Source organism: Nonomuraea sp. NPDC050153 (assembly GCF_044460125.1).
GTDB lineage: Bacteria > Actinomycetota > Actinomycetes > Streptosporangiales > Streptosporangiaceae > Nonomuraea.
The window spans coordinates 1-19,152 of the sequence record NZ_JBITJQ010000070.1; the positions used below are offsets into that span (position 1 = coordinate 1).

Genomic DNA, 19,152 nt, shown 5'->3' on the forward strand with positions numbered 1-19,152 from the left:
CATGACGGGCCGGGGCCTGCTACCGGGCGCTCCGATGCTTACCCGGACGGGACTTTCACCCGCAGGCCTGGACCAGCTTCCAGGACGCAACATGACCACCAGCCTAGACCGGCCGGACCGACGCCGGGACACCCTCGAAGTCGGCGCTCCGAGCGGTCTCGGCCCACTGCTCGACCCCGTCCAGGCCACGCCGGTACGCGCCCGAGATCCGCTCGACCGCCTCGCGCCCGAGCGGAAGCCGCAGCGGCACCTCGTCGCCGTGCGCGAGGGACACGATGATCTCGGCCGCCCGCACCGGGTCGCCTTCCTGGCGGCCGTCGGCCCCGGCCATGTCCGCGCGTACGGCCGCCAGCAGCTCACGGTAGGTCTCGGACGCCTCCACGAACTCCAGCACGTCACCCGCGTTGAAGTCGGTCCGGAACCGGCTGGGCTCGACGATCATCACGCGGATCCCGAACTGCGCGACCTCGCCGGCCAGCGCCTCCGACCAGCCTTCGAGAGCGAATTTCGACGCGGAGTACGCCGACACGCCGGGGAACGACATCCGTCCGCCCTGGCTGCTCATCTGCACGATCGTCCCGGTGCCCCGCGCGCGCATCGCGGGCAGCGCCGCGCGGACGAGCGCGGCGGGGCCGAACAGGTGCAGATCCATCAACTCGCGCAACCGCTCGTCGCCGACCTCCTCGACCGCTCCGACCACGGCCCGGCCCGCGTTGTTGACGAGCACGTCGAGCTGTCCGAAACGGACAAGAGCGGCACGTACGAGCTCGGCGGCCGCAGCGGTGTCCCGGGCGTCGAACTTCGCGATCAGGCAGTCGTCCGGGTGCTTCGCCGCCAGGTCGGCCACGCTCTCCGGCCGGCGTACCGCCGCCACCACGCGGTCGCCCGCCATGAGCGCCGCCTCCGCCAGCGCACGCCCGAAACCGCGGGACGCGCCGGTGATGATCCAGGTCTTCGTCGTCATGGCGGGAACGCTATGGCTTCGAGCGCGCTCGAACGCAAACCCGTAGCCGTTCCGAAGGGATCCATAACTCCGCAGCTCCAGGGTGAGGGTCAACCGTTCGCCGCACCGCGGTGTTCTTCCCCACGTCCTTCCCCTCGGTCCTCTGGAGCTCCTCATGACTGCCCGCCGCTGGGCGGCCCTGCCCGTGCTGCTGGTCGCGGTGTTCGTGACCACGCTGGACTTCTTCGTCGCGAACCTGGCCGTCCCGTCCATCCGCGCCGACCTGCGGGCCGGTGACGCGGCGGTGCAGTTCGTGGTCGCCGGGTACGGGCTGGCGTACGCGGCCGGGCTGATCACCTCCGGGCGGCTCGGCGACCTGTACGGGCACCGGCGGATGTTCCGTGCCGGGCTGGCGCTGTTCACGGTGGCGTCGGCGGGGTGCGGGCTCGCGGACGGGGCGGCCTGGCTGGTGGCCGCCAGGGTCGGGCAGGGCGTCGCGGCGGCGCTGCTCGCGCCGCAGGTCCTCACGCTGCTCGGGGAGCTCTACCGGGGCGCCGACCGGGCCACGGCCTTCCGCTGGTACGGCACCGCCGTCGGCCTGGCCGGGGTCAGCGGCCAGGCGATCGGCGGTGTGCTGGTGTCCGCCGATCCGCTGGGGCTGGGCTGGCGGGCCTGCTTCCTGGTGAACGTGCCCATCGGCGCCGCGGCGCTGGCCATGACCGGACGCCTGCTCCCCCGGCCGCTGCCGTCGCCGCCGCGGCGGGCCGGGGAGGGCACGTCCCGGGCCTGGCTCGACCTGGGCGGGGCCGGACTGGTGACCGCCGGGCAGGTGGCGGTGGTGCTGCCCCTGATCGAGGGCCGCGAACAGGGCTGGCCGCCGTGGGCCTGGTGGTGCCTGGCCGCCTCCGGCCCGATCCTGGTCGCGTTTGTCCGGCGTCAGCGGCGGCTGGCGGCCTCGGGGCGGACCCCGCTGCTCGACCTCGGCGTGTTCACGGACCGGACGTTCACCTGGGGCCTGGTCGCGGTGGCGCTGCTCTTCGGCACCTCGGCCGGGTTGTCGTTCGTGCTCGCCCTCTACCTGCAGGACGGCCTCGGCCTCGGCCCGCTCGCCGCCGGAGCCGTGTGCACCGCGCTCAACACGGGCTTCTTCGCCGCCTCGCTCCGCCCTGGGCGCTTCGGCGCACCCGTGCTGCTGCTCGGGCTGTGCCTGCTGTACGACGTCGTGGCGCGCGCGGCGCAGCCGTACCAGGTGGCCCTGGCCCTCCTCGTGGTCGGGGCCGGGATGGGGCTGATCATGTCGCCGCTGCTCTCCTCGGTGCTGTCGGCCGTACGGCCCGAGCGGGCGGGAGCCGCGGCCGGGGTGCTCGGGACCGTTCAGGAGACCGGGGGCGTGCTCGGCGGCACGATCACCGGCACGGTCTTCTTCGGCGCGCTGGACGGCGGCGACTGGCGGAGCGCGACGCTGACCGCGCTGTCGGTGCTGGTGGCGGGCGCGCTGGGGGTGCTGGCCCATGCCGTGCTGCGTCCGCGCGCCCGAACGCCGGTGCCGGCGGGGTCGGTCAGGCGACGACCGCGAGCAAGGTCGTCATGGCCGCGGTGAGGTCCGGGGCACCGCTCGGGTTCGAGCGCGCGCGGGCCTCCTCGACGGTGATGCCCCTGGTCGCCCGGTGCGAGCGGCGACGGGACCGCTAACGGAGGAGCACCGGCAGCGTCGTGGGCCCCTCTGTGACGAGGGATGATGTGTACCGGACCTCGCCGGGTTCGACCGCCAGCCGGAGATCCGGGAACCTGCCGAACAACGACGCCAGCGCGATGCGTGCCTCCAGCCTGGCCAGCGGCGCTCCCAGGCAGAAGTGCGGCCCGCGGCCGAACCCGAGGTGCGCGCCCGGCTCCCGCACCGCGTCGAACCGCTCCGCCTCCCCGCCGAACCTGGCCCTGTCCGTCCCGGTGCTGCTGACACCGATCATGATGGGCTGGCCCGCCCCGACCGTCACCCCGCCGAGCCGCACGTCCCGCAGCGGATACCGGAACATGACGCTGACCACCGAGTTCCTGCTGCGCAGCACCTCCTCCACCACCTGTTCCCAGGTGTTCTTCGCGCGCGCGTGGGCCAGCTGCTCCGGGTCCGAGCACAGGGCCACGACCGCGTTGGCGATCAGGTGCACCGTGGTCTCGTGACCGGCGATGAGCACCAGCCACAGGATCCACAACATCTCGCTGTCGGACAGGCGGTCGCCGTCGTCCTCCTGCGCGCGGATCAGGCCCGTGGTGAGATCGTCGCCCGAGTCGTCGCGTTTGCGCTCGATGAAGGCGGCCAGGTACCCGAGCAGCCCGGCGTTGGTGGCGAGCATCTCCTCCGGCGGGGTGGTGTGCTGCAGCAGGGTGTGGCTCCAGTCGCGGATCTGCTGCTGCTCGCTCCGCGGCACCCCGAACAGCTCGCAGATCACCATGACCGGCAGCGGCTCGGTGAAGCAGCTCACCAGGTCCACCGCGTCACCCTGGTCGGCCATCCGGTCGAGCAGCTCGTCGGTGATCCGCTGGATGCGCGGGGCCAGCCCCTGCACGCGGGCGGGGGTGAAGGCCCGGTTGATGAGACCCCGCAGCCGCCGGTGGTCCGCGCCGTCCTGGGTCAGCAGGTGTTCGCCCTCGATGAGCTGGCGCAGCGGCCAGTCGGCCGGGATGGTGCCGTCGTTCAGCGCCGTGAAGTTCGCCGGGTTCTTGCTGAACAGCGTGTCGTCGTGCGTCAGGACCTCGCTGACCACCTCGTACGAGGTCACGAGCCAGGCGGGCACCTGGCCCGGCAGCTCGATGCGCAGGACCGGCCCGCTCTGGTCGTGGTAACGGCGGATGGTCTCGGACGTCCGCTCCGACGGCACGGGGATCTGGAGAGGAGTAGCCATGGAAGTTCCCCACTATGGGATCAATGTCCCCCTCACTTTCCGCGTTGCGCTCGACCGGGCCAAGTCGCGAACGTTGTCACTGCCGAGCCCTCAACATCTGCCGCTCCCGCCATTGCGCAAGGCGTCGCGCAGGCTGAGCCGGCGGCCCGAGCGCTCCCAGCTCAGCCTGCGTCACCTGGCCGTACGGTGCTCGTCACCGCCGTCCGCCGAACTCCCAGTCGTGGACCTCGATGTCGGCGTACCGGTCCTGGGTCAGGACGGAGCGTGCCGCCTCGGGGTCCGGTGCCCGGACCAGCAGCGCCGTACCCAGCCAGGTGGTGCCGTCGTCGGACAGCAGCGGCCCGTACGCGATCAGTTCGTCCCGGTCGGGCGGCGGGACGAGGTCGGCCGCCTGACCGGAGCCGAGACCCAGCACCAGATACCGGTTGCCGCCCTCCCGGCCGCCGGGGAACTCCCACATGGTGCGTCCCAGGACGTTGCGCCATCGGCGCAACATCACGTCCCGGTACACACCCGCCTGGTAGTTGGGCTCGTCGAAGACGAAAGCACGCGCGGTGGCGAGATCCGGCAGGTCGACGATGTGCACGCTGCCGGTGGCCGTGTCGGTGCCGCGGCCGAAGGTCGGGCCACGGGCGATCATCTCCGCCGCGTACCGGTCCATGTAGGACCAGTGCGCTTCCAGCAGCTTGTCGCGCAGCGCGGCGGTGTCAGACCGGTCACGGTGATAGCAGAAGAACTCCATGCCGGGAGTTCCTACCACGAACCTCGGTCAGGGCCCGCCGACGCCGGGCACGGAGACGAAGAGGGTGAGGATCTGTCCGGTGCGTGGTCCGCCGGTCGGCCGCCGGAGGTTGCCGGTGACGCCATCGGACGCGTGTCTGGTCGGCACGACGACTCCGCGGTGGGCGTCGGGGAGACGGCATGGCCGGCCTTCTCGCCGAGGCGCCCGCTCACTATTAACTTCGTCAAGAATTGAATTCCGACAAGAGAGCATTTACGCTCCAGAGATCCGATGTCTCCACTACCCCCGGTGGTGACCATGCCCTCCCGACGATCTCTCCTCAAGGCCGGCGGAGCTCTCACCGCGGCCGCGCTCGTCCCCGGAACCGTGTCGGCGCACGCCGAGGCCCAATCGTCTGACCCCTGGCACGAGGTGCCACGCATCCTGCGCAAGATCCGACCCCCTCGATTCAGGAACCGAAGGTGGGATGTCACCGCGTTCGGCGCCGTGGGTGATGGCACGACCGACTGCACGGCCGCGTTCAGGGCCGCGATCGAGGAGTGCCATCGCCGGGGCGGCGGCCGGGTCGTCGTCCCGTCGGGGCGCTTCCTCACCGGCGCCGTCCACCTGCTCAGCGACGTCGAGCTGCACGTGTCCGAAGGCGGCGTGATCGCCTTCAGCACCGACCCGAACGCGTACCTGCCGGTCGTCCTCACCCGGTGGGAGGGCACGGAATGCTACAACTACAGCCCCTTCATCTACGCCCTCGGCCAGCGCAACATCGCGGTCACGGGCAAGGGCACGCTCGACGGCCAGGCCCGGCGGGGCCCGTGGGAGAGCTGGTACGCCAACAGCGGCCCTCAAGGCGCCGACCAGCGGGAGCTGCGCAGGATGGGCGACGAGGGCGTGCCGGTCGGGCAGCGGGTGTTCGGGGCGGGGCACTACCTGCGCCCAGCCATGGTCCAGTTCGTGAAATGTCGAGACATCTTGGTCAGTGATGTCACGATCCTCGAACCGCCCATGTGGACCGTGAACCCGGTCCTGTCCACGAACGTCACCGTCCGCGGCATCACCGTGGTCAGCACCCTCTACAACACCGACGGCTGCGACCCCGAGTCGTCGTCGTACGTGCACATCCACGACTGCCGGTTCAACACCAACGACGACTGCGTGGCGGTCAAGTCGGGACGCGACGCCGACGGCAGGCGGGTGGGCGTGCCCAGCGAGAACATCGTCGTCCAGGACTGCCTGTTCTCGGGCCGCTGGGGCGGCATCACGGTCGGCAGCGAGATGTCGGGCGGCGTCCGCAACGTCTTCGCCGAACGGTGTGTGATCAACTCGCCGGACTTCCCCGGCAACTACCCGGTGAAGTACCCCGTCTACATCAAGGCCAGCAAGAAGCGCGGCGGCTTCGTCCAGGGCGTCCACGTACGCGGCTTCACCGGTCAGAACGTGGACCGCGAGGTGATGTTCGTCAACATGGCCTACGCGAGCAACGAGCAGGGCGCCGAGCCGGTGTCGGTACGCGACATCCGGATGGAGCACACCCGGCTGGACGGCGCCGACGCCGTGCTGAACCTCGTCGGCCTGGAGACCGACCACCTGGCCGGCGTGCGTCTTGAGCGGTGCGCGTTCACGAACGTCGCCGGCCCGGACAAGATCGCGTTCACGGACGACCTGGTCCTGCGGAGGGTGTTCGTGAACGGGGTGGAGCAGTGATGAAGTCGATCAAGTAGCCCTGAGTGCGGGGGCCGGGCGCCGTACTGCGGTCGCAGTAGCGCGGAGGGGTACCCAGGGATGAGGGAATTCGCCCAGCTCAGACCTAGTGTTTAGTGGTGCGTACGGTGACCTGGCTGAGACGGGAGCTCCTTTCCCGTCCCTACGCGGCCGACACGATCCTGGCCGTGTGCGTGTATGCGATGACGCTGCTGGCGCCGGGCCCGCCCCCGCCGCCGGGGGTGGAGTGGCACAGCCCGATGCGGCCCCTCGCCGCGCACGACATCGCGCTGGCCTCGGTCGTCTGCGGCGCGCTGGCCTTCCGGCGCCGGTGGCCCCGCTCCGTGCTCGCCGTCACGGTCGCCGGGTTCGTCGCCTACACCGCGATCGGCAGCGGGCGGAGCCTGCTGGACCTGTGGCCGGCGGTCGCGGTCTACACGGTGGCCTCGCGATGCCCGCGCCGGCACGCGTGGGCGTACGGGGGGCTCGCCGCGCTCGTGGTCGCCGTGGCCAGGATCGTGTTCGACGGAAGCGGGTGGCTGGAGCCCGAGGTGCTGGCGCCGATCGCGTCCATCGGCATGGCCACCGCCGTCGGCGACTCGCTGCGCAGCCGGCGGGCCTACGTGGCCGCCGTCGAGGAGCGGGCGCGCCGGGCCGAGGCGACGCGCGAGAAGGAGGCCGAACGCCGGGTGATGGAGGAACGGCTGCACATCGCCCGGGAGTTGCACGACGTTCTCGCCCACCACATCGCGCTGATCAACGTGCAGGCGCAGGTGGCCTCGTACCTGCTGGCGACCGAGCCCGAGCAGGCCCGCACGGCGCTGGGCCATGTCCGTGAGGCCGGCAAGGAGGCGCTGGACGAGTTGCGGACGACGGTGGGGCTGCTGCGCCGTCCCGGCAGCCGCGACGAACTCCTCACCGAGCCCGCGCCGGGGCTGGACCGGCTGCCCGAGCTGGCCGACTCCTTCGCCGCCGCCGGGCTGAAGCTGGGCTGGATGGTCTACGGCGACCCGAGGCCGTTGCCCGCGCCCGTGGACCTGGCCGCGTTCCGGATCGTCCAGGAGGCGCTGACCAACGTGAGCAAGCACGCGCCGCGGGCGACCGCCACCGTGCGGATCGAGTACGCCGCCGACGGGATGATCGTCGACGTGACCGACGACGGCCGGGGCGGCGCGGGCGGGATCTCCTCCGGGACCGGTCACGGGCTGATCGGCATGCGGGAGCGGGCCCTGTCGGTCGAGGGCACCTTCCTCGCCGGGCCCGTGGACGGCGCCGGGTTCCGGGTGCACGCCGTGCTCCCCACCTCCAGGGAGGGCAGGCGATGACCGTCAAGGTGCTGCTGGCCGACGACCAGGCGCTGGTCCGCGCCGGGTTCCGGGTGCTGATCGACTCGGCCCCCGACCTGGAGGTGGTCGGCGAGGCCGCCGACGGCCGCGACGCCGTACGGCTGGCGCGGGAGACCATGGCCGACGTGGTGCTGATGGACGTCCGCATGCCCGGGATGGACGGCCTGGCCGCGACGCGGGCGATCACCGGCGACGACGCCATGGCCGGGGTCCGGGTGCTGGTCCTGACCACGTTCGAGATCGACGAGTACGTCTTCGCCGCGCTGCAGGCGGGCGCCAGCGGCTTCCTCGGCAAGGGCGTGGAGGCCGGCGAGCTGCAGGAGGCCATCAGGGTGGTCGCCAAGGGCGAGGCGCTGCTGTCGCCGTCGGCGACCAGAGGCCTGATCACCCGCTTCCTGGCCGGCCCCGGCGTCTCGGTCCAGCACGTGCCCGATGACCTGGCCGTGCTCACCGAGCGCGAGCGCGAGGTGATGACCCTGGTGGCCTGCGGGCGCACCAACGACGAGATCGCCGACCTGCTGGGGATCAGCCGGGTGACCGCCAAGACGCACGTCAACCGGGCGATGACCAAGCTGAAGGCGCACGACCGCGCCCAGCTGGTGATCATCGCGTACGAGACCGGCCTGGTCCGCCCCCAGGCCCGCTGATCGGCCGGGAACCGCGAGCGCAGTAGCCCGCGTTCCGCGTCTGCTGCGCTCGCGGCAGCTCAGAACCCTCCTCCAGGCGGACGTCCGTCCGGAGCGGCGCCACGAGGCTTGAGGAGCGACCACAACGTCGCCGGCCCAGGCGCCGTGCGCGACGCCAGGGACGCGATCGGTGCGGCAGCGTCCGGCGGCGAGCACGATCGTCGTGGTCGCGTTCGCCCTCTGCGTCACCCCGGCGTTCCGGCGCCGCGGATCGTGGAGGACCGCCGGTCCGGCATCCCCTACCTGAGGAAGTCAATGATCAAGATGAGCCGCGCCCCAGGCGCCCTCCGCGATTTTCAGCCCGCGCGGCTGCCGAATCCCACGGTCGAGATCGTCATCCCCGTATACAACGAGGAGCGCGCGCTCCCCGGATGCCTGCGCACCCTGCACGCGCACCTCCGCGAGCGGATGCCGTTCCCCTGGCGGATCACCGTGGCGGACAACGCGAGCGTCGACCGGACGCTGGAGGTGGCCCGGGAACTGGCCGCCGAGCTCCCCGGGACGAACGTGGTCCACCTCGACAGGAAGGGGCGCGGGCTCGCGCTGCGGACGGTGTGGGGCGCGAGCGAGGCCGACATCGTCGTCTACATGGACGTCGACCTGTCCACGCGCCTGGACGGGCTGCTGCCGCTGATCGCCCCGCTCGCCAGCGGCCACTCCGATCTGGCCATCGGCAGCAGGCTGGCCCCCGGCGCGCGCACGGTGCGCGGACCGCGCCGCGAGCTGATCTCCCGCTGCTACAACGCGATCATCCGGCTCACCCACGGAGCCCGGTTCAGCGACGCGCAGTGCGGCTTCAAGGCCGCCCGTACGGACGTGCTCGGCCCGCTGCTCGAAAGGACGCAGGACGACGCCTGGTTCTTCGACACCGAGCTGCTGCTGCTGGCCGAGCACAACGGGCTGCGCATCCACGAGGTCCCGGTCGACTGGGTCGAGGACGTCGACACCCGGGTCGACGTCGTCAGCACCGCCGCGGACGATCTGCGCGGACTGTGGCGGGTGGCGCGCATGAAGGCGTCAGGTATCGCGCGGGCCCCGTTGCCGCGGCGCCCCGCCCCCGCCGCCGAGCACCCCGACGCCGTGCTGGCCCCCGCCAGGGCACGCTCCCGCATCACCTGGGAGGTCGGCTGCTTCGTGGCTATCGGCGTGCTCTCGACGGCCGGTCAGGCCCTGCTGTATTGGCTGCTGCGCGCGTGGTGGCCGCCCGCGCTCGCGAACCTGGTGTCGCTGATCGTCCTGACCGTGCTCAACACCGAGGCCAACCGCCGCCTCACCTTCCGCTGGTCCGGCACGGGGGCCGGGCGGGCGCACCTGGGAGCCGGCGCCCTGTTCCTGCTCGGGTACGTCGTCACCTCCGCCGCCGTGCTGCTGTTCCGCCAGGTCCAGCCCGGCGCGTCGGCCGCGGCCGAGACGCTCGTGCTCACCGCCTCGTCCGTGCTGGTCACCGCCGTCCGCTTCGTGACGCTGCGCCTGGCCGTCTTCCGCCGCACCACGCCCTGACCGTCTTCGGAGAAGCGAAGCACAGATGACCTACACCACCGAACTCCCATCGCCGCCCCGCGCCACAGGCCGCCCGCTCCCGGCCTGGGCGGCACCGGCCGCGCTCGCGGCGATCCTGCTGCTGGCCGCCGGCCTGTACGGCTGGGCCCTGGGCTCCCTGGGCTGGGGCAACAGCTACTACGCCGCCGCCGTGAAGTCGATGGGCCAGAGCTGGATGAACTTCCTGTTCGGCGCCTACGATCCGGCTGGCGTGATCACCGTCGACAAGCCGCCGGCGGCGCTGTGGCCGCAGGTCCTCAGCACCAAGATCTTCGGCCTGCACGGCTGGGCGATGATCCTGCCCCAGGTGCTGGAGGGCGTCGCCACGGTGTTCCTGCTGCACCGCACCGTACGCCTGTGGGCCGGCGAGGCGGCCGGGCTGCTGGCCGCGCTGGTCCTGACCCTGACCCCGATCACGGTGGCGATCAACCGCGACAACAACCCCGACACCCTGCTGGTGCTGACGCTGGTGGCGGCGGCGTACGCGCTGACCCGGGCCCTGCGGACCGACTCCGGCCGCGCCGGCCTGCGCTGGTTGTGCGCCGCCGGACTGCTGATCGGCCTCGGCTTCATGACCAAGATGCTGGCCGCGTGGATGGTGATCCCCGCCTTCGCGGCGGCCTGGCTGGTCGGCGCGCGCGGCCCCTGGCTCGGCCGGCTTACCGGATTGCTGGCCGGCGGCGGGGTCCTCGTGGCGTCCTCCCTGTGGTGGGTGGCGATGGTCGCGCTCTGGCCGGGCAGCCGCCCGTACATCGGCGGCAGCACCGACGGCGGCGCCTGGGACCTGGTCATCGGCTACAACGGCCTCGGCCGGATCCTCGGCGGGAACGGCGGCGGGCCGGCGGGCGGCTTCGGCATCTCCTTCGGTGGGGCGGCCGGCCTGGGACGGCTCTTCAACGACCAGGTCGGCGGGCAGATCAGCTGGCTGCTGCCGCTGTGCGGGGTGGCCCTGGCGCTGGCCGCAGCCGTCGCCGTGCTGGGCCGGCGCGGGGTCGCGACGTCCGGTGAGCCGCTCGCCGCGTCCGGATGGGTGCTGTGGGGGACCTGGCTGATGGTCTGCGGCCTGGTGTTCGCCACGCAACAAGGGATCTTCCATCCGTACTACACGACGCAGCTGGCCCCGGCGGTCGCCGCCGTCACCGCGGGCTTCGTCGCGACGCTGGCGCGTGCCCACCGGGCGGGGGCTCGCTGGGCGCTCCCGCTGGGAGCCGGGGCCGTCGCGGTGACCGCGGCCTGGGCGTATGTGCTGGTCGGGCGGGTCCCGTCCTGGAACGGCTGGCTGGCGTGGCCCGTGGCCGCGGCCGGAGTGGCGGCGGTCGTGCTGCTCCTGCTGTCCGCCGGCCGGCGACGGCTGCTGCCCGCCGCCCTCGGCGTCGCGGTCGTGGCGGTGCTGGCGGCACCCGCGGCCTGGGCGGCCGGCGTTCCGGGCACCACGTCGGCGATGGGCGGCGCCAACCCCACCGCGGGGCCGCCGACCATGCCCTTCGGCCGCGGGGGCGGGTTCGGACCACCAGCGGGCATGGAGCTCCCGCCGGGCATGGAGCTTCCGCCAGGGATGGAGCTCCCCGAAGGATTCCCGGGCGGGAACGGCGGCATGCCGTCCGGGCTCCCCGGAGGCTTTCCCGGCGGCGGCGCCGAGCTCACCCCCGACCAGCGCAAGATCCTCGACTATGCCGTCAAGAACTCCGGCTCCGCCCGGATCAAGCTCGCCGTCGAGGGTGGCGCAATGCTCGCTTCCGGCTTCGTGCTGAACAGCGACGTCACCGTCATCGGCATGGGCGGCTTCATCGGCATCGACGACGCCCCGACCGTCCGGCAGCTGAAGGACTGGACGAGCTCCGGGCGACTGCGCTTCGTGCTGGGATCCGGCAGGGGCGGCTTCGCGGCCATGATGGGCGGGACGAGCCCGCAGCGCTCGCAGTGGATCAAGGACAACTGCGCCGAGGTCCCCGCCGCCGCGTACGGGGGAGGTCCCACGACCGGCGGCATCGCGGGAGCCACCACCCTCTACGACTGCGCCGCCGACTGACCAACAGTACCAATTTGGTCAGTTCGTCAGATAGGGTCGTCGTGACACGACAGAAAGGGAGTCGTCATGAAGGACGCAGTCGGGCGCGGCCGTGCGCTGGTGGTGGGGCTCGGGATCGCGGGCATCGCCACCGCGCTGCGGCTGCGTCAGGTCGGCTGGGAGCCGGTCGTGGTGGAGCGGGCCCCGGCACGTCGCTCGGGCGGGTACTTCATCCTGCTGTTCGGCACCGGTCTCGCCTCCGCGCGGCGGCTGGGCGTGCTGGAGGCGATCGGCGACCGTACCCCGCGGCCCGCCCCGTACGAGGTGAACCGGGCCGGACGCCACACCGTCGGCATGAGCCTGGCCGGCCTGCCCGGCAAACCCCGGGTGGTGCTGCGCGGCGACGTCGAGCGGGCGCTGTTCTCCGCGCTGCCGGCCGATGTGGAGATCCGCTACTCCACCGTGCCCACCCACATCCGCCAGGACGATTCCGGAGTGGAGGTGACGCTGAACGACACGGTCACCGAGCGCTTCGACCTGGTTGTGGGCGCCGACGGGATGCGCTCGACCGTACGCGGGCTGGCCTTCGGCCCCGAGGACCGCCTGCGTCCGCTGAACTACATGATCGGCGCCACGGTCCTGGACAAGCCGATCGAGGGCATCCGACAGGACCAGGGCCTGACCCTGGCCGAGCCGGGCCGCTCGGCCTGGATCTTCCCCTTCGCCGACCACGCGCCGGGCCTGCTGTTCTCCTACCGCACCGACGACGTCGACGCCGAGTTCGCCCGCCCGCCGATCGAGTCCATCCGCGCCGCGTTCGGCCCGCAGCCCACCGGGCCGCTCCTGGAGAAGCTGCTCACGGCGTTCGAGCAGGCCCCGGAGGCCCTGTTCGACTCGGTGAACCAGGTCAAGATGCCGCGCTGGCACCAGGGCCGGGTGGTCCTGGTCGGCGACGCCGCCTGGTGCGTGACCCTGTACGCGGGCATGGGCGCCTCCAGCGGCATCGCCGGAGGCGAGCTGCTGGGCACCATGCTGCAGCGCCACCCCGCCGACCTGCCCGGCGCGCTGCGCGCCTGGGAGGCCCGGATGCGCCCCTTCATCGAGACCGAGCAGAACAGCGCGCTGATCATGCGGAGGATCTTCACGCCCCACGACCGCAAGGAAATGATCATGCGTTCCGCGATGTTGCGCCTCATGCGCGCGCCGCTCATCGGGCAGGCGATGGGCAAGATAATGAACGGCGCGGACATGAAGAACAAGACTCTCGACATCGCCGCCGTGTGACCTGACCGCGGCACGGAAGAAGAGGACAGCCCAGGTGAGCCAGCTGATCGAACACCGCTCCCGCAAAGCCGCCCGCATCCTGGACAGCGCACGGGAGCTGGTGCTCGATCACGGCGTGCGCAAGGTCACCATCAGCGAGATCGCCCGCGCGGCGGGGGTCGGCAAGGGCACCGTCTACCTGTACTGGCCCGCCAAGGAGGACCTCATCCTCGGCCTGTTCGCCCGCGAGGTGCTGACCTTCCTGGACGAGATCATCGCCCGCGTCGCCGCCGACCCCGCCACCGTGCTGCCGCGCCGCCTGGCCCCGCTGCTGATCCGCACGGGGCAGCGGCTCCCCCTCGCCCGCCGCGTGCAGAGCGGCGACGCCGACCTGCTGCGGCTGCTCACCCAGCAGGCCGGCGACCGCGAGCTGTTCGCCCGCACCACGCCCAGTGCCCTGTGCGAGACGGGCATGCCGATCCATCACCGCCACGGGCTGATCCGCCAGGACCGTCCCTTGCGCGACCTGACCTACGCCGTGCACGCCGTGCTCACCGGGTTCGGCGCCGCCCTGTCCGACCCGGCCGCCGCCCCGTCCGGCGTCGACGACCCCGACCAGGTCCTCGCCGACACCGTGGCCCAGCTGCTCGACCCTCCCGTCGCCCCCGGCGAGGCGGCCATCGCCGCGGCCGCCGAGGAGACCCTCGCCGTCCTGCGCCAGATCCAGCAGGCGATGCTGGACCTCATCGGGCGCAGCCAGACCCTCCAGCAATGACCGCGGCCGGCGACGGACGGTGCGGGCGGCCGATAGATCGGCAGGCGGCGGGCCGGCCATCAGCTCAGGTTCGACCGGCGCAACCGAGGTCACGAGCGCAGGCCGCCCCGCAGGGTGCCTGTTTCGACGTGACCCTATGACGAGGGTGATCCCCGCTTCTGGAATCCCCGTGGGTGCCAGGCCTTCCTCGACTCCCAGGCCCAGCCCCCCGTGAGGAACATGATGACAGTGATCACGATCAACGGGATCACCCAGGGTCTGCCGCCGCCATCGGTGTCCATCATCGCCAGAAGAACGGCGATGCCGTCAAAGGCGAGAACCACGGCGCCGGCACCGGCGAGGAACCCGGCGGCACCCCCCAAGATCGCAACGGTCATGCCAGCGATCGGCGCTAAGAACCGGGCGACCTGGGCGCACAACAAGCCGGCCAGACCGATGTCGGTGACGAGGACGACGGCCAGGGCAACGCCCAACGGGTGTGTCATCACTTTACGACTCATGTACGCCCAGGGGTCGCTGACGGCGGGGAGGCCGAGGACACCGAGGGCGTTCGCGAGGCCGAGGACACCGAGGGCGAAGATGATCGCCATCATCACCGCGACGCCTTTGCGCTGCCACCCCTGCCCGGATGGGAGGATCTTGGTGCGGTCCCGGACATGGACCCGGCTCGGCTGCTGCTCGCCGAGCATGGCCAGCGTCTCCTCGACAGTCGGCCTGCTGTGCGGGTCCTTGTCGAGCAGCCGGGTGATGAGTGGTGCGAGCCGGCCTGCACGTTGCGGCGGCGGGGGGTCTTCCAGCAGGACCGCGGTCAGGGCCGCCGGCTGGGTGTCGCGGCGGAACGGTGAGACGCCCTCGACGGCCTGGTACAGGGTCACGCCGAGGGAGAACAGGTCACTGGCGGGAAGCCCATCGGTGCCGCGCAACCGTTCGGGGGCCATGTACTCGGGTGAGCCGATGAGCATCCCGGTGGCCGTCAGGGTGGTGTCGGTGGTGTGGACCGCGATCCCGAAGTCGGTGAGCAGCACCCTGCCTTCCGCGGAGAGCATGACGTTGGCCGGCTTGATGTCGCGGTGCACGATGCCCGCCTGGTGCGCCGCGCCGAGTGCTGCCAGCAGCCCCGCGGCGAGCTGCACGGCCTGCTCCACCGGCAACGGTCCCTGCGTGTCGAGGTGCTCGTGCAGTGATTGACCGTCGATCAGCTCCATCACGATCCAGGGCAGGTCATCCGAAACGATGTCGTGGATGGCCACGATGTTCTCGTGTGCCCGCAACCGGACGGCGTTGCGGGCTTCACGTGCGGTGCGCTCCAGGCGCTTGTCCTGCTCCGCCTTTGACATCCCGGGCAGCAGTTGCAGTTCCTTGATCGCCACGTCGACGTCCAGGACCTGGTCGTGGGCACGCCAGACCCGCCCGAACCCGCCGGACCCCAGTACGGCGATCAGCCGGTAACGTCCGCTGACCATGTAGCCAGGCTGCGCCGATGTCATGACCATCCGCCCTCTTGCCCTCGAATGACGGTGATCAGAATAGTCACCGGCCTGGGCGTCGTGGTCCGTAATACGATCCTGAGCAGCCGGGCCGTAGATACCACGCGTTCGTACACCCCGCACTGCAAGGACGCTCAGAGTTACCCGATTCCGCCGCAAACCCAGGTCGCCGCTCTGAACCGGTCTATGGTCTCCGCCACCGCGCTCGCCGACCCGCCACCGGCCGCGGGCCGGACGGCGGGCATCCCCCGCCGTCCGGCCATCCTTTCTCACCCGTGGACGAGAATGTGATCCATGCGGCTCCCCGACCAACTTCGCCGGCTGATCAAGCAGGACGCCTCCTGGTCGTCCGATCACGAAGGGGCCAGCGGCACCGCCCTGAGGGTCAGGTCAGGGTCGAAGGTCTTCTACGTCAAGCACGGCCCCCTCGCCAGGGCCGAGCACCTGCGACTGCGCTGGCTCCACGGACGCGTGCCCGTTCCCGAGGTGGTCGCCTTCCACGACCCCGTTCTCGTCCTCGCCGATGTGGGAGCTCCGTCCCTGGAGGCCGCGGCACCGGCCGACGTGGGTGCCGTGCTGGGCCGGACCCTGCGCACGCTGCACGAGCTGCCCATCGCCGGCTGCGCCTTCGACGGCCGGCTGCCGTCGGTGCTCGACCGCGCCGCGGCCAACGTCCGTGACGGCCTCGTCGACCCGGACGACTTCGACGCCGACCATCTCGGGCTGACCCCTCAGACGATCTACGACCGGCTGCTGGCCACCCGTCCGCGCGATGAGGACCTCGTCGTCGCGCACGGGGACTACACCCCTTCCAACGTGCTGCTGCCCGCCTCGGGACAGCCCGTCGTGATCGACGTGCCGGCGCTCGGTGTGGCCGACCGGTACCGCGACCTCGCCATCGCGCACAGAGACCTGTACGAGGAACACGGCCCGGCGGCATGGGAGGAGTTCGTCTCCGCCTACGGCCTCGCCGGCCACATCGACGAAGAGCGGCTGTACTACTACCGGCTGCTGGACGAGCTGCTCTGACGCAGGCTGCCGATGCCTCAGCGGGCGTCCAGGAGGTGGACGGCGTCGCCGTAGATGTCCGGGCTGCGATCCACCTCCTCGACGAAGTCGCGCGGGAAGCCCAGCTCGAACTCCACCGCCGACTCCAGCCGCCGCACCGCCTCCTCCGGCAGCGCCAGTCCTGACGCGCCCAGGCTGTCCTTGAGCTGCTCGGCGCTGCTCACCCCGAGGATCGGATGCACCCCGCGCGCCAGCACCCACGCCAGCGCCACCTGCGAGGCCGTGACCCCCAGCTCGACGGCCACCTCGACCACCGCGCGCGCCGCCGCCCGGTCCCGCTCGGTCAGCGAGTCGGGCGACACGCGCGAGGCCCTCGCGCCGGGGACTTCGTACCTGCCGGACAGCACGCCGCGCTCCAGCGTCCCCCAGGCCGCCACGCTCATCCCGAACGCCTGAGCCATCGGCAGCAGCTCCCGCTCGATGTCGCGCCGCAGCAGGCTGTACGGCACCTGCAACCCGGCGAACGGCGTCCATCCGCGCCACTCGGCCAGGGTGTTGGCCCGGCTGGTCACCCAGGCCGGGGCGTCCGAGATGCCGGCGTAGAGGATCTTCCCGGCGCGGACCGCGTCGTCCAGCGCGCGCATCGTCTCCTCGATCGGGGTGTGCCTGTCCCACACGTGCACCCAGTAGAGGTCGATGTAGTCGGTCCGCAGCCGGCGCAGGCTCTGCTCCAGCGACAGCACGAGGTTCTTGCGGTGGTTGCCGGCGGCGCCGGGGTCGGTGCGGTCGCGGGTGGGGGTGTACTTGGTGGCCAGGACGAACCGGTCGCGGCGGCCCTGGAGCAGCTCGCCGACGACGTTCTCGCTCTCGCCGTACATGGAGGCCGTGTCGACGACGTTGCCGCCGGCGTCGGCGTACAGGTCGAGAACGCGCCGGGCCTCCGCCGACGGCTCCTGGTAGGTCATCGCGCCGAGGAAGAGCTCGGAGACCCTGAGCCCGGTACGGCCCAGCAAACGGTAACGCATGTAAGCAAGCGCCTTTCGGTGTGAGAAGGGAGTGGTGGCTCCGGCCGCGGGCAGCGCCCTGTCCACGGGTTCCAACCTGCCGCCACTCCCGTGGCCGAGGGAGACCGGGCGAAGACTGGCCCTGGCAGGGCCACGATAGGCGGTGACGGTCCCCGTACACTCGGGGGCTGTGAGCGACAACGAGCTGGGGGCGTTCCTGCGCGCCCGCCGCGAGGCCGTCAAGCCGGCCGACGTCGGGCTGCCCGACGGGCCGCGGCGGCGCACGCCAGGGCTGCGCAGGTCCGAGCTGGCCACCCTGTCCGGGGTGAGCGTCGAATACCTGACCAGGCTTGAGCAGGGCCGCGACCGCAACCCGTCCATGCAGGTGCTCGGCACCCTCGCCGACGCGCTGCGCATGACCCCCGACGAGCGCAACCACCTGCGCACCCTGTCCAAGACGCTCAACGGCAGCGTGGCGCTGTGCACCGCGGCGAATCAGGCGCCCGTCCGCACCGTGCGGCCCACCGTGCGCGCGTTGCTCGACCGGTTCGAGCCCACCCCCGCGGTGCTGCTCAACCGCCTGGGCGACGTGCTGGCTCGCACCGGCGGCTACGAACGGCTGTTCGGGCCCGTCGGGCTGCTGGACGGCGACACGCCCAACGTCATCAGGTACGCCTTCACCGACCCGCGGGCCAAGGCGGCCTTCCCCGAGTGGGACCGCATCGCGGACGAGCACGTCGCGGCGCTCAAGCTGGAGGCGGCCCACGACGACGTGTTCACGCCGGAGCTCATCTCCGAGCTGACCTTCGCCGCGGGCAGGGACTTCGCCGAACGCGTGGCCGGGCCGCCCTCGCCGGCCACGGTGGCCCGGCGGCTGCGGCTGGCGCATCCGCAGGCAGGCGAGCTGCTGCTGGCGTGCGAGGTGCTCGACCTGTTCGACGACGGGCAGCGGATCCTCGCCCACCTGCCGGGTGACGCGGCCACCTCGGCGGCGCTCGACCGCCTCACGGGCCGCCTCCCCGGCGCCCTGCGCGCGGTCAACGGCGGCTGACCCCCGAGGGGCCGGTTCGGGTACGGACGGCAGGCCCCGGGCGGTCACAGGCCGGCGACGAAGTCCAGCGCGACGGCCCAGGCGCGCTCGGCGGCCTGGGCGTTGTAGTCGGGCAGGTCGGGATCGGTGAACAGGTGACCGACGCCCGGATAGCGGAAGACCTCCACATCGGCCCGCGCCCGGCGCATCAGGATGTACCAGGCGTTCAGCCAGTCGACGGGTTCGTAGGTGTCGGGGTCGGCCACGTGCAGCTGGACCGGCAGGTCGTCGGCCGAGACGCCGTCGGCCATGTCGGAGGTGCCGTGCATCAGCAGCAGCCCCCGGGACCCCTCGTCGCTCAGGGCGAGGTTCTGCGCGACCGCCGCGCCGAGCGAGAAGCCCGCGTACACCAGGCCGTCGGCGGACAGCGGGGCGGCCGCGGCCACGGCCCGTTTCAGCAGCTCGTCGCGGCCGATCTCCTCCTTGATCGCGGTCCCCTCCTCGGGGGTGTCGACGACCCGGCCGTCGTACAGATCGGGGACGTGCACCTCGTGGCCGGCCGTCCGGAACCGGTCGGCGGCCTGGTGGACGGCGGGCCGCAGGCCGTACATCGAGTGCAAGAGGAGAATCCGCGCCATTGGTAGTCAGGGGCGCGGTGCCGTGAAGGCCCGGTTCCCCATCCCCCTTTCAATTCCGTACGTGCGGTTTTCCCGCATACGGCTTACC

The 19,152-nt window shown here is 71.9% G+C and carries 16 protein-coding genes and 1 pseudogene; 11 read left to right on the forward strand and 6 right to left on the reverse strand.

All coding sequences use genetic code 11. The annotated features are described in order from the left end of the window. Positions 1–103: 103 nt before the first annotated feature. Positions 104–964, reverse strand: a complete 861-nt coding sequence (locus ACIBQ1_RS61100) for an SDR family NAD(P)-dependent oxidoreductase (protein WP_397292686.1) — start codon at positions 962–964, stop codon at positions 104–106. Positions 965–1,118: 154 nt separating this feature from the next. Here ACIBQ1_RS61100 and ACIBQ1_RS61105 point away from each other — a divergent pair, with 154 nt between their 5' ends. Continuing rightward, positions 1,119–2,543 carry an MFS transporter gene (locus ACIBQ1_RS61105; RefSeq protein WP_397292687.1) on the forward strand — a complete coding sequence of 475 codons (1,425 nt, stop codon included), beginning with the start codon at positions 1,119–1,121 and terminating at the stop codon, positions 2,541–2,543. 88 nt (positions 2,544–2,631) lie between these two features. Here the strand turns inward: ACIBQ1_RS61105 and ACIBQ1_RS61110 are convergent, their stop codons facing one another. Further along, the gene (locus ACIBQ1_RS61110; RefSeq protein WP_397292689.1) at positions 2,632–3,843 is read right to left on the reverse strand and encodes a cytochrome P450; all 1,212 of its coding nucleotides are present in this window, start codon (positions 3,841–3,843) and stop codon (positions 2,632–2,634) included. A 193-nt stretch (positions 3,844–4,036) separates the two neighbouring features. Next, complete coding sequence (locus ACIBQ1_RS61115) at positions 4,037–4,585, reverse strand: YciI family protein (RefSeq protein ID WP_397292690.1); 549 nt, start codon at positions 4,583–4,585, stop codon at positions 4,037–4,039. A 297-nt stretch (positions 4,586–4,882) separates the two neighbouring features. Here ACIBQ1_RS61115 and ACIBQ1_RS61120 point away from each other — a divergent pair. From ACIBQ1_RS61120 to ACIBQ1_RS61155, 8 genes and pseudogenes are all read left to right on the forward strand, one after another. Beyond that, positions 4,883–4,942: pseudogene (locus ACIBQ1_RS61120) on the forward strand (twin-arginine translocation signal domain-containing protein); the annotation flags it as partial. 129 nt (positions 4,943–5,071) lie between these two features. After that, on the forward strand, positions 5,072–6,283 hold the full coding sequence (locus ACIBQ1_RS61125) for a glycoside hydrolase family 28 protein (RefSeq protein ID WP_397292706.1): 1,212 nt from the start codon (positions 5,072–5,074) through the stop codon (positions 6,281–6,283). Between the two features lie 125 nt (positions 6,284–6,408). Next, a complete protein-coding gene (locus ACIBQ1_RS61130) occupies positions 6,409–7,605 on the forward strand; it encodes a sensor histidine kinase (protein ID WP_397292691.1) in 1,197 nt (398 codons plus the stop codon). Beyond that, positions 7,602–8,273, forward strand: coding sequence for a response regulator (locus tag ACIBQ1_RS61135; protein WP_397292693.1), 672 nt, complete (start codon positions 7,602–7,604; stop codon positions 8,271–8,273). Before ACIBQ1_RS61130 ends, ACIBQ1_RS61135 begins: the two co-directional genes overlap by 4 nt. Before the next feature lie 294 nt (positions 8,274–8,567). Further along, the gene (locus ACIBQ1_RS61140) at positions 8,568–9,812 is read left to right on the forward strand and encodes a glycosyltransferase (protein WP_397292694.1); all 1,245 of its coding nucleotides are present in this window, start codon (positions 8,568–8,570) and stop codon (positions 9,810–9,812) included. Between the two features lie 25 nt (positions 9,813–9,837). Continuing rightward, positions 9,838–11,880, forward strand: a complete 2,043-nt coding sequence (locus tag ACIBQ1_RS61145; protein WP_397292696.1) for an ArnT family glycosyltransferase — start codon at positions 9,838–9,840, stop codon at positions 11,878–11,880. A 66-nt stretch (positions 11,881–11,946) separates the two neighbouring features. Beyond that, entirely contained in the window at positions 11,947–13,143 is a 1,197-nt protein-coding gene (locus ACIBQ1_RS61150; RefSeq protein WP_397292697.1) for an FAD-dependent monooxygenase, read from the forward strand. Between the two features lie 34 nt (positions 13,144–13,177). After that, positions 13,178–13,897 (forward strand): TetR/AcrR family transcriptional regulator, encoded by a 720-nt coding sequence (locus ACIBQ1_RS61155; protein WP_397292699.1) that lies wholly within the window; start codon positions 13,178–13,180, stop codon positions 13,895–13,897. A gap of 134 nt (positions 13,898–14,031) precedes the next feature. Here the strand turns inward: ACIBQ1_RS61155 and ACIBQ1_RS61160 are convergent, their stop codons facing one another. Then, positions 14,032–15,390: a serine/threonine-protein kinase gene (locus ACIBQ1_RS61160; RefSeq protein WP_397292707.1), complete on the reverse strand. Its 1,359-nt coding sequence runs from the start codon at positions 15,388–15,390 to the stop codon at positions 14,032–14,034. 288 nt (positions 15,391–15,678) lie between these two features. Here ACIBQ1_RS61160 and ACIBQ1_RS61165 point away from each other — a divergent pair, with 288 nt between their 5' ends. Next, a complete protein-coding gene (locus ACIBQ1_RS61165) occupies positions 15,679–16,413 on the forward strand; it encodes an aminoglycoside 3'-phosphotransferase (protein ID WP_397292701.1) in 735 nt (244 codons plus the stop codon). A 17-nt stretch (positions 16,414–16,430) separates the two neighbouring features. Here the strand turns inward: ACIBQ1_RS61165 and ACIBQ1_RS61170 are convergent, their stop codons facing one another. Continuing rightward, complete coding sequence (locus ACIBQ1_RS61170; RefSeq protein ID WP_397292702.1) at positions 16,431–17,417, reverse strand: aldo/keto reductase; 987 nt, start codon at positions 17,415–17,417, stop codon at positions 16,431–16,433. 169 nt (positions 17,418–17,586) lie between these two features. Here ACIBQ1_RS61170 and ACIBQ1_RS61175 point away from each other — a divergent pair, with 169 nt between their 5' ends. Then, positions 17,587–18,447 carry a helix-turn-helix domain-containing protein gene (locus tag ACIBQ1_RS61175; protein ID WP_397292703.1) on the forward strand — a complete coding sequence of 287 codons (861 nt, stop codon included), beginning with the start codon at positions 17,587–17,589 and terminating at the stop codon, positions 18,445–18,447. Positions 18,448–18,491: 44 nt separating this feature from the next. On the opposite strand, the gene ACIBQ1_RS61180 is transcribed toward ACIBQ1_RS61175, so the two are convergent. Beyond that, positions 18,492–19,064, reverse strand: a complete 573-nt coding sequence (locus ACIBQ1_RS61180) for a dienelactone hydrolase family protein (protein WP_397292705.1) — start codon at positions 19,062–19,064, stop codon at positions 18,492–18,494. Positions 19,065–19,152: the final 88 nt, after the last annotated feature.